The organism is Kitasatospora sp. NPDC043949 (genome assembly GCF_056435365.1).
Genome location: NZ_JBWKEQ010000003.1, coordinates 211,682 through 224,082 on the forward strand (window position 1 = coordinate 211,682; position 12,401 = coordinate 224,082).

Annotated in this window: 9 protein-coding genes; 4 read left to right on the forward strand and 5 right to left on the reverse strand. The window is 71.1% G+C overall.

Annotation, left to right across the window (positions count from 1 at the left end; translation table 11 throughout):
- Positions 1-183: 183 nt before the first annotated feature.
- Entirely contained in the window at positions 184-3,756 is a 3,573-nt protein-coding gene (locus AC07AL_RS04615; RefSeq protein ID WP_363580208.1) for a bifunctional glycosyltransferase/CDP-glycerol:glycerophosphate glycerophosphotransferase, read from the reverse strand.
- A 134-nt stretch (positions 3,757-3,890) separates the two neighbouring features.
- Here AC07AL_RS04615 and AC07AL_RS04620 point away from each other — a divergent pair, with 134 nt between their 5' ends.
- Together AC07AL_RS04620 and AC07AL_RS04625 are read left to right on the forward strand one after the other, a co-directional pair.
- A complete protein-coding gene (locus tag AC07AL_RS04620; protein ID WP_363580210.1) occupies positions 3,891-4,889 on the forward strand; it encodes a glycosyltransferase family 2 protein in 999 nt (332 codons plus the stop codon).
- Between the two features lie 54 nt (positions 4,890-4,943).
- A complete protein-coding gene (locus tag AC07AL_RS04625) occupies positions 4,944-5,891 on the forward strand; it encodes a YihY/virulence factor BrkB family protein (RefSeq protein ID WP_363580212.1) in 948 nt (315 codons plus the stop codon).
- A gap of 22 nt (positions 5,892-5,913) precedes the next feature.
- Here AC07AL_RS04625 and AC07AL_RS04630 read toward each other — a convergent pair whose 3' ends face one another.
- Positions 5,914-7,125 carry a D-alanyl-D-alanine carboxypeptidase family protein gene (locus AC07AL_RS04630; RefSeq protein ID WP_363580214.1) on the reverse strand — a complete coding sequence of 404 codons (1,212 nt, stop codon included), beginning with the start codon at positions 7,123-7,125 and terminating at the stop codon, positions 5,914-5,916.
- Between the two features lie 142 nt (positions 7,126-7,267).
- Here AC07AL_RS04630 and AC07AL_RS04635 point away from each other — a divergent pair, with 142 nt between their 5' ends.
- Both AC07AL_RS04635 and AC07AL_RS04640 read left to right on the forward strand, forming a co-directional pair.
- Complete coding sequence (locus AC07AL_RS04635; protein ID WP_063349038.1) at positions 7,268-7,525, forward strand: SCO4848 family membrane protein; 258 nt, start codon at positions 7,268-7,270, stop codon at positions 7,523-7,525.
- Positions 7,526-7,616: 91 nt separating this feature from the next.
- A complete protein-coding gene (locus AC07AL_RS04640) occupies positions 7,617-9,269 on the forward strand; it encodes a hypothetical protein (protein WP_363580216.1) in 1,653 nt (550 codons plus the stop codon).
- A 66-nt stretch (positions 9,270-9,335) separates the two neighbouring features.
- Here the strand turns inward: AC07AL_RS04640 and AC07AL_RS04645 are convergent, their stop codons facing one another.
- From AC07AL_RS04645 to AC07AL_RS04655, 3 genes are read right to left on the reverse strand one after another with little or no spacing between them, the layout of a single operon-like run.
- Positions 9,336-10,109, reverse strand: coding sequence for a succinate dehydrogenase iron-sulfur subunit (locus tag AC07AL_RS04645; RefSeq protein ID WP_350877240.1), 774 nt, complete (start codon positions 10,107-10,109; stop codon positions 9,336-9,338).
- Entirely contained in the window at positions 10,109-11,851 is a 1,743-nt protein-coding gene (gene sdhA, locus AC07AL_RS04650) for a succinate dehydrogenase flavoprotein subunit (RefSeq protein ID WP_063349041.1), read from the reverse strand. The genes AC07AL_RS04645 and sdhA overlap by 1 nt, the downstream gene beginning before the upstream one ends.
- A 54-nt stretch (positions 11,852-11,905) precedes the next feature.
- Complete coding sequence (locus AC07AL_RS04655) at positions 11,906-12,397, reverse strand: succinate dehydrogenase hydrophobic membrane anchor subunit (RefSeq protein ID WP_350877244.1); 492 nt, start codon at positions 12,395-12,397, stop codon at positions 11,906-11,908.
- Positions 12,398-12,401 lie beyond the last annotated feature (4 nt).

Consider the following 12,401-nt stretch of genomic DNA (forward strand, 5'->3'; position numbering starts at 1 on the left):
CGCCCCCCCCCCCCCCCCCCCCCCCCCCCCCCCCCCCCCGCCCCCCCCCCCCCCCCCTCCCCCCCCCCCCCCCCCCCCCCCCCCCCCCCCCAACCCACCCCCCCCCCCCCCCCCCCCCCCCCCCCCCCCCCCCCCTCTGCGGGGCTCTCGGGGTTGCTCCGGGCTACCCCGTACTGCTCGGTGCTACTCCGCGCGGAGCATCGCGTCGACCACCCGGGCGGAGGCCTTGCCGTCGTCCAGGTCGCAGTACGCCGTGCGGAACGCGGCGGCCTTGTCGGCGTACTCGGCCGCGACCTCGCCGACCCGGCCGAGCGCGTCGACCAGTTCCTCGGAGGTGGCCAGCAGCGGGCCGGGCGCCTCAGCCTCGAAGTTCAGGCTGAAGCCGCGCAGGTTGTCGCGGTAGTGCTCCAGGTCGTAGGTGAAGAACAGGATCGGCTTGCCGGTCGCGGCGAAGTCGAACACGCTGGCGGAGTAGTCGGTGATCAGCACGTCGGCGATCAGCAGCAGCTCCGCCATGTCGGGGTAGCTGCCGACGTCCCAGATGTAGCCGTTGCCGGCGCCCGGGATCTGACCGCACATCATGCTGTGCCGGCGCACCAGCAGTACCTGGTCGTCGCCGAGCGCGGCCTTGGCCGCCGCCAGGTCGAGCCGCAGGTCCAGCTGGTACCCGCCGTTCGGCCGGCGCCGGTCCTCGCGCCAGGTCGGCGCGTAGAGCACGACCTTCTTGCCCTCGGGCAGGCCGAGCCTTTCGCGCACCTGTTCGGCGGTCTTCTCCCGGTCGGCCGCGAAGAGCAGGTCATTCTTGGGCGAACCGCTTTCGAGAATCTCGCCCTTGTAATCGAACGCGCGTCGCAGGATCGGGGCCGACCAGCTGTTGCCGGCCGCCAGCAGACTCCAGCTCGGCACCTCCCGGGCGAGGCCCTTCAGGTAGTTCGCATCCGTGAACCAGACCTTCTCGAAATCGAGGCCGATCTGCTTCAGCGGGCTGCCGTGCCAGGTCTGCAGGACCACCTGTCCGGGGCGGCGGACGAAGAAGTCGGGCAGGTGGGTGCTGGTGACGATGTACTTGGCGGTCGCCAGCGCCTCGAACCACTCCGGGCTCCACAGCCGGATCGCGCTCGCCGACTGCGGCAGATCGGCCTGGAGGTCGTCACTGCCCCACAGGTGCTCCAGCGGCAGGCCGCGGCGGACCAGCTCCTCGTGGACCGCCCGCGGCGAGTCGGCGTACAGGCCGCCGAGGCCGACGTTGTACAGCACGGTGTCGCGCACCGGGTGCCGGCGGGCGTTCGGGTAGTCGACGAACCGCAGCTGGCGCAGCCGGTAGCCGCTGCGCTCCTCCGGCAGCAGCGCCGAGTGCGACTCCAGGGAGAGGCCGTCGTGGTGGCGGCGCTCCAGCACGATGCGCTTGCCCCGGGACTCCACCTCCAGCGGCATCGCGCCGAAGCAGTCCGGCGAGATCAGCGCGTACGAGCTCGGAAGCTCCTCGGCCGGGGCACCGACCGGGCGGAAGAAGACGTTCCAGGTGCCCTGGGCGAGCGGCACCCGGCCGGCGAAGGAAGCCGTCGGCACGGCGGGCAGCGCGGTCCGGAACCGTCCGTCCGCGATCTCCACCGGGTAGACGTGCTCCTCCTCGCGCCAGTCGTGGCGGACCACCAGCTCCCAGCGGTGCGCGCCGGACAGCGGGAACGAACCGCTGAGCAGGAAGCCGTCCGCGCCGCGGGTGGAGACCTCGTCCACCACCGGCTGGAGCAGCTGGTCGGAGAACTGCAGGTACCCGCTGGGGGAGGGCTTGGAGTAGAGCGCCCGGCGCTGGTCGGCCGGGGCGTCCGGGTTGAGCGGCAGGTGCAGCTGCGCCGGGGCGTTGCGGTCGTCCCAGGTCACCGGGACGGTGCTGCCGTCGGCCAGCAGCAGCGCGGTGTCCCAGCGGTCACGGCCTCGCTCGGCGGCCACCGGGTCCAGCTCGGCCCAGGCCTCGCGGACGGCGGTCAGCTCGGCCGCCGGGAAGGACACGCTGAACGGCTGCAGGCTGCCGACCGGCGCGCCCAGCTCCAGCGGGAAGGCCAGCTCGCGGTCGGACTCGACGTGGGTGAGCCGCAGCCGGGCCCCGGCGAAGCTGGAGCCGGAGCGGGCCGCGCCCGACACCTCGACCCGGCCGCCGTGCGAAGCCAGGCCGGTCACCCGGGCCTTGACCGTCTCCACCCGCAGGTAGACGGAGCCGTCCCGGACCCACGGCACGATCCGCACGTCCGGCTCGACCCAGTGCGCCGGGATGTAGTGCGCGGTGTCGCTCCAGCCGGCCCAGACCCGGCCCTTGTAGACGCCGCCCTTGCCCGCGCCGGCCACCAGGACGCGCCAGTTGCCGTCCTTCCACTGGCCGCGGTGCTTGAGCTTCTTCGGGTCGACGCCGACGGTGAAGCCGGCCCAGTCGCAGCTGTACAGGTCGTGGTGGCAGCTGGCGGTGGCCTCGGGGCTGTACTGGGTCTTCATCGGCACCGCGATCACCCGGCGGCCCTTGGCCTCGCGCAGCACCAGGGTGCGGACCATGTCGTGCTTGCCGGCCGCGCCCAGCTGCTCCGGGTACGCGTGCCCGGTCAGCTGCAGCCGCCCGCCGACCCAGGCCGTCTCGTACAGCCGGCTGCGCATGACCAGTGAGTTGTCCAGCTTGAGCACGCCGGACGGCACGCTCTTGCGCCCGCCGCGCAGGAACGGGTAGTCGGCGTACGGGCGCAGCAGACCGCGGGCCTGGACGCCGCCGTTGCTCTCGCCCTCGTACTTGATCTGCTCGACGAACTCGTCGATCCGGCCCTGGAGGGTCAGGTGGTACTTGAGCCGCAGCGGCGCCCGCAGCTTGCGGACCTGCTCGGGGCCGATCGCCCGCAGCAGCCGGCTGACGTTCTTGACGTAGGCGTCCCGGTACTCCTTGTCGCCGTCCACGACGGACCAGAAGAACATCGGGATCTCCTCGACGAGGGTGTTCTCGTCGTAGGAGCGCAGGTACTGGGCGAAGCGCGGATCGGTCTGCTTGCGCAGCCAGCCGCGGACCAGCTCGACCGAGGTGACGCGGTCGATCAGGCCCTTGGGGTTGGTGCGCATCTGGGTGATCGACATCTCGCCGACCTCGCGCTCGCGCCAGTGGTAGATCGGCTCGCAGAGCACGTCCACGCTCTTGGCGAGGTAGTGGTGCGGCACGCTGACCGGCGCGTCCTCGTACAGGATGCCCTCGGGGTAGAGGATGCCGGCCGCGTCGAAGAAGGAGCGGCGGTACACCTTGTTCCACGCGGTGCGGTCGGTGACCAGCGCCGGGATCTCGGTGATGTGCGTCTTGAGCTTGGTCTCCCTGAACGGCTTCGAGTGCCCGCCGGACTGGTAGTAGCCCACCGCGCGGAACCGCAGCACGTTGCCGGTGGCGAAGTCCGAGCCGGTCTCGTCCAGGGTGTTGATCATCAGCTCGTACGCGCTCGGCGGCATCGAGTCGTCACTGTCGACGAAGCACAGGAACTCGGCGTCCGGGTCGATGTGCCGGATGCCGGTGTTGCGGGCCGCGCCGAGGCCCTTGTTCACCTGGCGGACCAGCCGGAACCGCGAGTCCTTGGCCGCGTACGCCTCGGCGAGGGCCGCGCTGTCGTCCTTCGAACCGTCGTCGACCATGACGCACTCGAAGTCCGTGAAGGTCTGGGCGGCGATCGAGTCGAGGCATTCGACCAGGTAACGCTCGACGTTGTAGATCGGAACGACGATGGAGAGGCGGGGAGCCATCGGCTACGCAGGCCTTTCTCGGGAAGGAGCGTGGCAGCCCGGTGAGGGCCTGACCGCACTTTGGATCGGTGCGTACGTGCGCACCGATCCTACCTCCGGGCCATGGGGCCCTTCGGGGCCACTACGCTGGGCCCGTGCCCCGCTTCAGCGTGATCGTCCCCGTGTACCAGGTTGAGGACTACCTCGCCGAGTGTCTCGACTCGGTGCTCGGCCAGGGCGGCCCCGACCTCGAACTGATCGCGGTGGACGACCGCTCCCCGGACGGCTGCGGCCCGATGCTCGACGAGGCCGCCGCCGCCGACCCGCGGATCCGGGTGCTGCACCTGCCCGAGAACGTCGGCCTCGGCCGGGCCCGCAACGCCGGCCTGGAGGTCGCCACCGGGGACTACGTGATCTTCCTCGACAGCGACGACACGCTCACCCCCCAACTGCTCAAGAGCGTCGACGACCGGCTCGCCGCCACCGGCGACCCGGACGTCCTGGTCTACGACTACGCCCGCACCTACGCCGACGGCCGGATCACCCGGGCCGCCTCCGCCCACGTGTTCGGCGCCGCCTCCCCGGACGTCTTCGACCTCGCCGCCCGTCCCGACCTGCTCGACCTGCTCCAGGTGGTCTGGAACAAGGCCTACCGCCGCGACTTCGTCACCGCCCAGCAGCTGGTCTTCCCGGCCGGCTACTACGAGGACACCCCCTGGACGTACCCGGTGCTGCTCGCCGCGGCCCGGATCACCCTGCTCGACGAGGTCGGCGTGCACTACCGCCAGCGCCAGGAGGGCGGCAACATCCTGGCCACTGCCAGCCGCAAGCACTTCGACGTCTTCGCCCAGTACGACCTGGTCTTCGCCTTCCTGGACCACCGCCCCGACCTCGACCACTGGCGCCCGGTCGTCTACGGCCGGATGCTGCACCACCTGAACACCGTCGTCTCCAAGCCCGGCCGGATCCCGCCCGGCGACCGCCGCGAGTACTTCCGCCGCGCCGCCGCCCACTGCGCCCGGCTCCGGCCGGCCGGCTACCGCCCGCCGCCCGGCGTGGACGGCGTGCGCACCGAACTGCTCAGCCACGGCCGCTACGGCGCCTACCAGGCCGTCCGCGCCCTCGCCCGGGCCCGCCGCCTGGTGAAACGCTAGAATCTGCGCCGAGCCTGACGGCCATTCGGAGGACGGGCCGGTATAACCGGTCGGGTGGACTTCCTGACCCGCCTCCCGGTCATCGGCCCGCTCGTCACGTGGGTGCTGCGCAGCCGCCCGTACCGGGTGTACGAGCACTTCTCCGCGGCCCGGGGCAACCGGCTGGCCGGTGCGGTCACCTTCTTCGGCTTCCTCGCCCTGTTCCCGCTGCTCACGGTGGGCCTGGCGATCGCCGTCTCGACGCTCAGCAGCAGCCAGGTCGCGGACCTGCAGAAGCACATCTCCGACCAGCTGCCGGGCATCTCGGAGGCGCTCAACCTGCCGTCCCTGGTGGCCAACGCGGGCGCCGTCGGACTGGTCAGCGGGGCGCTGCTGCTGGTCTCCGGCCTCGGCTGGGTGGACACCATGCGCACCTCGATCCGGGACGTCTGGCAGCTGCCCGACGACGACACCAACGTGGTGCTGCGCAAGGGCTGGGACTGCGCGGTGCTGGGCGGCCTCGGCGTGGTGTCGCTGATCTCGGTGGGCGTCTCCACCGCCGGGACGACGCTGGCCGGGCGGATCGCCGACTGGACCGGCCTGCCCAGCGGCTACCTGCTGACCGGGGTCGGCGTGCTCGTCGCCATAGCGTGCGACACGCTGCTCTTCGCCTACCTGCTGGCGCCGTTCCCCGGGATCGGCGGCCAGCGCCGGCGCGACGTGCTGCAGGGCGCGCTGATCGGCGCGGTCGGCTTCGAGCTGCTGAAGGTCCTGCTCGCCTCCTACCTCGGCTCCGTCGCCGGGAAGAGCCTGTACGGGGCCTTCGGCGTGCCGGTGGCGCTGCTGCTGTGGATCAACTTCGTCTCACGGCTGCTGATGTACTGCGTGGCCTGGACGGCGATGGCCGATCCGGTGGCCGCCCGGGAGCGCACCCGGGAGCACGCCCGGGCGCTGCTGGCGGCGGCCGACGAGGCGGAGGCGGCCGCGGACACGACGGCGGCCCGGCCCCGGGAGGAACCCTGAGGCCGGGCCGTCCGTCCGGCCGTCACCAGCCGGAGGCCCCGCGGCGGCCGCGCCGCAGGACCAGCACCCCGTAGCCGGCCGCGGCCGTCACCAGCACGACGGCCAGCCAGCCGCCGAGGCCGAGCCCGTCGTCCTCGGCGGCGGCCGGGGCGGCAGTGGGGGCGGTGCCGGGCCGGGTGGCGGGGGTGGAGTGCGGCGGGGGCGCGCCGGCGGTGCCGCCGGCCTGGCCGGAGGGCTCGCCGTCCGGCGGGAGCTCGTCGACCAGCTTGCCGACCGGCTGCACCTTGCCGGCCGCCGCGAAGCCCCAGTCCAGCAGGGCCGCGGTCTCGTCGTAGACCTTCTGGTAGCTGTCCGGGTGCATCACGGTCACCAGCAGGGTGCGGCCGTTGCGTTCGGCGGCGCCGACGAAGGTCGAGCCGGCGTTGGTGGTGAAACCGTTCTTCACCCCGATCAGGCCGGGGTACTTGCCCAGCAGGCGGTCCGTGTTGGCGATCCCGAAACTGCCGCGCTGGCCGGTGTTCTTGTCCACCGCGCCCGGGAACATCGCCTGCCGGGTGGCGCAGTACATCCGGAAGTCGGGGTTGCGCAGGCCGGCCCGGGCGAACAGCGACAGGTCGTAGGCCGAGGAGAGCTGCCCGTCCATGTCGTAGCCGTCCGGGGAGATCACCCGGGTGTCCCGGGCCTGGAGGGCGTCGGCGCGGGACTGCATCTCGGTGACGGTCTGCTCCACGCCGCCGTTCATGTGCGCCAGGACGTGCACGGCGTCGTTGCCCGAGCTCAGGAACACCCCGCGCCACAGGTCCTCGACCCGGTAGTCCAGGTTCTCCTTGATGCCGACCAGGCTGCTGCCCTCACCGATCCCGAGGATCTCCTCGTCGGCGACCTTGTGCACCGTGTTGCGGTCGAACTTGGGCAGCACGGTGTCGGCGAAGAGGATCTTCAGGGTGCTGGCCGGGGCGAGCCGCAGATGCGGGTTGCTGGCCGCCAGCACGTCGCCCGACGTGGCGTCGGAGACTATCCAGGACTGGCCGGTGAGGTCCCTCGGCAGGGCCGGGGCTCCGGCCAGCGGCGAGACCTGGACCCCGGAGCGCCCGAGCCGCTCGCCGCCGACCGCGGAAGCGGCCGGGGGCGGCTCCTGCGGGGCAGCGACCGCCCCCGGGGCGGCGAGCAGGGCCGGGAGGACCGCGGCGGTCGTGACGAACAGATGCGCGAATTTCTGACGACGTGTGGACACGCGCAGACCGTACCCACTCCGGGGCATCCGCTGTGCGCCACACCGGGCCGGTCCTCCGTACGAGGGGCCCGCCCTACGCCGATCGGCGGTCCGCGCATACTGGGGGACGCACCCCGCCCCCACACCCCCGACGAGGACCCCCATGAAGCTCAGCCGCCGCACCTCCTGGTTCCTGACCGCCTTCGGCGTCTGGTCGATCATCATCTGGACCACCTTCGTCAAGAACCTCTGGAAGGACTCCGGCGGCCAGGCCTTCACCAACGGCGACCACTCCCAGCCCACCGCCTTCTTCTGGATCCACCTCCTCCTCGCCGTCACCTCCTTCCTCCTCGGCATCGCCGTCGGCGCCATCGGCCTGCGCGGCCTCCGCGCCACCCGCCGCACCCCGGCCACCGACTGAATCTCCGTTGCCGCTGTCGGTCCCCACTGGAAAGATCCTCACCGCTCGTACACGTAACGAGATCTCTCGATCAAAGGGGTGGGGTACTTCCATGACACTTCGGCATGCCCGCAGACTCGGCGGGGTCACCGCAGCGGCGCTCGCGGCCGGTCTGCTGGTTGCACCGGGGGCGGCTGCGGTACCGGGAACGGCAGTCACTGACCCGAAGGCACTGCCCGCACCGGGCTTCGCCGCCACGGGCCTGCACACCGACGCCTGTGACGACACCACCGCCCCCGGCTGGCTGGGGGTCGCGAACCCTGCGCTGACCGTCACCGCCACCTCCGCACAGGTGCGCTTCGCGGTTTGGGACGACTCGACCCCGGGCCACGACCAGATCGTCGACACCACCACCGACACCAGCGCCGGCACGGCCAAGCTCCCCACCAGCGGCCTGGCGGACGGCCACAGCTACTCGTGGAAGGCCTGGTCCGCGGACTCCTCGGGTACCGGAGAGCCGACCGCGACCTGCCACTTCCGGGTCGACCTCACCCGTCCGGGCCTGTCCGTCTCCTCCACCGACTTCCCGGAGAGCGGCTCGGGCACCGCGCCCGGCAAGTACGCGGGCGAGAACGGCATCTTCACCCTCAAGGGCACCGACGCCGCGCCGGCCGGCGGCGCGGCCTCCGGGGTGGCCTGCTACCAGTACGTGCTGAACGGCACCCTGGGCGTCGGCTGGGACTGCGCCTCCGCGCACACCGTGAAGGCGGGCGCCGACGGCAGTGCCGCGCTCACCCTCAAGCCCAAGGACTGGGGCACCAACGTCCTCACCGTCCAGGCGATGGACAACGCCGGAAACGTCGGCCAGCCGACCACCTACACCTTCTACGCTCCTTGGGACTCGCGCCCCAAGCCGGCCGCCCCGGGTGACGTCAACGGCGACGGTGTGCCCGACATCCTGCTCCCGGACGCCCAGGGCAACCTGCAGATCATCAGCGCCGGTGCGACGGACGCCACTCCGAGCTCCACCATCCCGGGCGCGCTCGCTCCGCTGCGGGCCGGCTGGCAGGACGACCTGGTGCTGCACCGGGGCTGGGCCAACACCCACGGCCCCGGTGATGACCTGCTGGTGCGTCCCAAGGGCAACCCGCAGTTCCTGTACGTCTACGCCAACGGGCACCAGGGCGACTTCAGCGGCCAGAACCCCACCCTGGCGGGGAAGCCGTCCCAGTGCATCGACTCGGCCGGGGAGTCGATCACCTGCCCCGGCGACTACGCCGCGGACTGGTCGGGCGCCGACCAGCTCGTCCCGGTCGGCGGTCGCTTCGGTGCCGCCCGGCCGTCCCTGCCGGTTCTCGTCTCGGTCGAGCACGGCAAGCTCTACGCCTATGTCGACAGCTCCCGCAGCTACGTCGCCGCCCAGCCCATCGCCACCACCGGCGACTGGAGCGGCTACGACCTGATCGCCCCCGGCGCGGACGCAGCCGGCAACCTCATCCTGTGGGCGCGCGACCGGGCCACCGGCGACCTGCATGCCTACCCGGTCTCGAAGAAGTCGAACGGACTGCTCGACTTCTCCGCGCTCGCGGACCCGAAGGCGAACGTGGTCGCCACCGGCTTCACCACCGCCGCCTATCCGACCCTCGGCAGCTCGGGCGACGGTGACGGGGACGGCACGCCGGACCTGTGGGCTGTGACCGCCGACCGGCACCTGGTGACCTTCAGCGGCTGGTCCGCCCCGAAGGACCTCGGCGCGCTGCGCTGAGCCCACGGCGAAGGCCCCCGTCCGATCATCCGATCGGACGGGGGCCTTCGCCGTGTCAGGTGGGGATCAGAAGCGGCGGGTGACCAGCGCCCGCTTCACTTCCTGGATCGCCTTGGTGACCTCGATGCCGCGCGGGCAGGCCTCGGAGCAGTTGAAGGTGGTGCGGCAGCGCCACACGCCCTCACGGTCGTTGAGGATCTCCAGGCGCTGCTCGGCGCCCTCGTCGCGCGAGTCGAAGATGAAGCGGTGCGCGTTCACGATCGCGGCCGGGCCGAAGTACTGGCCGTCGTTCCAGAACACCGGGCAGGACGACGTGCACGCGGCGCACAGGATGCACTTGGTGGTGTCGTCGAAGCGCTCGCGCTCCTCGGCGGACTGCAGGCGCTCGCGGGTCGGGTCGTTCCCCTCGGTGATGAGGAACGGCATGACGTCCTTGTACGCCTGGAAGAACGGGTCCATGTCCACGACCAGGTCCTTGAGGACCGTGAGGCCCTTGATGGCCTCGATCGTGATCGGCTTCTCCGGGTTGACGTCCTTGATCAGGGTCTTGCACGCCAGCCGGTTGCGGCCGTTGATCCGCATGGCGTCGGAGCCGCAGATGCCGTGCGCGCAGGAACGGCGGTAGGTGAGGGTGCCGTCCTGCTCCCACTTGATCTTGTTGAGCGCGTCCAGAACGCGCTCCTTCGGGTCCAGCGTCAGCTGGTAGTCGACCCACACCGGGTCCGGGTGCTCCTCCGGGTTGAACCGGCGGATCCGGAAGGTGACGGTGATCAGCTCGACGCCGCCCGCCTCGACCGCGTCCAGAGCGGCCGAGTGCTTCTCCACGGTAGGAGTGCTCATCAGTACTTACGCTCCATCGGCTGGTAGCGGGTCGTGACGACCGGCTTGTAGTCGAGGCGGATGGAGGTGCTGCCGTCGGCGGCCACCTCCTGGTACGCCATGGTGTGCTGCATGAACTTCACGTCGTCACGGGTCGGGAAGTCCTCGCGGTAGTGGCCGCCGCGCGACTCCTCGCGGGCCAGCGCGGAGACGGCCAGCACCTCGGCCAGGTCGAGCAGGTTGCCCAGCTCGACGGCCTCCAGGAGGTCCGTGTTGTACCGGAAGCCCTTGTCCTGGATCGAGACGTTCTTGTAGCGCTCCTTCAGCGCGGCGATGTCCTCGACCGCCTGCTTCAGGGTGGCGCCGGTGCGGTACACCATCGCGTTGGCGTCCATGGTCTCCTGCAGCTCCTTGCGGATCTGCGCCACGGACTCGGTGCCGGCGGCCTCGCGCAGGCCGTCGACCAGGGCCTGGACCTTCTCGGCCGGGTTCTCGGGCAGCTCGACGAACTCGTGCACGTTGGCGTAGTCGGCGGCGGCGATGCCCGCGCGACGGCCGAACACGTTGATGTCCAGCAGCGAGTTGGTGCCCAGGCGGTTGGCGCCGTGCACGGACACGCAGGCGACCTCGCCGGCCGCGTACAGGCCCGGGACGACGTCGGTGTTGTTGCGCAGCACCTCACCCTCGACGTTGGTCGGGATGCCGCCCATGGCGTAGTGCGCGGTGGGCTGGATCGGGATCGGGTCCGTGTAGGGCTCGATGCCGAGGTAGGTGCGGGCGAACTCGGTGATGTCCGGGAGCTTGGCGTCCAGCTGCTCCGGCGGCAGGTGGGTCAGGTCCAGGTAGACGTGGTCGCCGTCCGGACCGCAGCCGCGGCCTTCGCGGATCTCGGTGTAGATCGCGCGGGAGCAGACGTCACGGGACGCGAGGTCCTTCATGACGGGGGCGTAGCGCTCCATGAAGCGCTCGCCGTCCTTGTTGCGCAGGATGCCGCCCTCGCCGCGGGCGCCCTCGGTGAGCAGGATGCCCATGCGCCAGATGCCCGTCGGGTGGAACTGGAAGAACTCCATGTCCTCCAGCGGCAGGCCGCGGCGGTACACCAGGGCCTGGCCGTCACCGGTGAGGGTGTGGGCGTTGGAGGAGACCTTGAAGAACTTGCCGGTGCCGCCGGAGGCGAACACGACGGACTTGGCCTGGAAGACGTGGATCTCGCCGGTGGCCAGCTCGTAGGCGACGACGCCGGCCGTCTTGCCCTCGTTGATCAGCAGGTCGAGGACGTAGAACTCGTTGAAGAACTCGACGCCGTGCTTGACGCAGTTCTGGAACAGCGTCTGGAGGATCATGTGACCGGTGCGGTCGGCCGCGTAGCAGGAGCGGCGGACGGGGGCCTCACCGTGGTTGCGGGAGTGCCCGCCGAAGCGGCGCTGGTCGATCCGGCCCTGCTCGGTGCGGGAGAAGGGCAGGCCCATCTTCTCCAGGTCGAGGACGGCGTCGATGGCCTCCTTGCACATGATCTCGGCGGCGTCCTGGTCGACCAGGTAGTCACCACCCTTGACCGTGTCGAAGGTGTGCCACTCCCAGTTGTCCTCCTCGACGTTGGCGAGGGCGGCGCACATGCCGCCCTGGGCCGCGCCGGTGTGGGACCGGGTGGGGTAGAGCTTGGTCAGGACGGCGGTGCGGGTGCGCTGCGTCGACTCGATGGCCGCGCGCATGCCGGCGCCGCCGGCGCCGACGATGACGGTGTCGTACTGGTGAATCTGCATGGGGGTTCTAACTCGCCTCTGGCCTCTGCCGATTGCCGATTAGATGCTTTGTCGTCAGATGTTGGGGTCGAAGGTGAAGATCACCAGGGTGCCGAGCAGCACGGTGAAGACCGTGGCGGTACCCATGAGCCCCTTCAGCCAGAGCCGGGTCGAGTCCTTCTCGGCGTAGTCGTTGATGACCTGCCGCATGCCGTTGGCGCCGTGGAGCATGGCGAGCCAGAGCATCGTGAGGTCCCAGACCTGCCAGAACGGCGAGGCCCAGCGGCCGGCCACGAAGGCGAAGCCGATCTTGGAGACGCCGCCGTCGAGCACCAGCATGATCAGCAGGTGGCCGAGGATCAGGACCACGAGGACGATGCCGGACAGGCGCATGAAGAGCCAGGCCAGCATCTCGAAGTTGGTGCGGGTGCGGCGCGGGGTCTTCGGGGTCCGCTTGCGCGGCGGCTCGATGACGAACGCGTCGGCCGGGTTGCCGGTGCCGAGGCCCTTGCCGGTGTGCGCCTGCGCGGAGGGGACGACCAGCGCGTCGGAGTATTCCGTGGACATGTGT

Bases quoted from the DNA above. Each gene is read 5' to 3' on its own strand.
- AC07AL_RS04655 (WP_350877244.1), bottom strand. From the start codon at position 12,397: ATGTCCACGGAATACTCCGACGCGCTGGTCGTCCCCTCCGCGCAGGCG.
- AC07AL_RS04615 (WP_363580208.1), bottom strand. From the start codon at position 3,756: ATGGCTCCCCGCCTCTCCATCGTCGTTCCGATCTACAACGTCGAGCGT.
- AC07AL_RS04635 (WP_063349038.1), top strand. From the start codon at position 7,268: ATGAAGCTCAGCCGCCGCACCTCCTGGTTCCTGACCGCCTTCGGCGTC.
- sdhA (WP_063349041.1), bottom strand. From the start codon at position 11,851: ATGCAGATTCACCAGTACGACACCGTCATCGTCGGCGCCGGCGGCGCC.
- AC07AL_RS04640 (WP_363580216.1), top strand. From the start codon at position 7,617: ATGACACTTCGGCATGCCCGCAGACTCGGCGGGGTCACCGCAGCGGCG.
- AC07AL_RS04645 (WP_350877240.1), bottom strand. From the start codon at position 10,109: ATGAGCACTCCTACCGTGGAGAAGCACTCGGCCGCTCTGGACGCGGTC.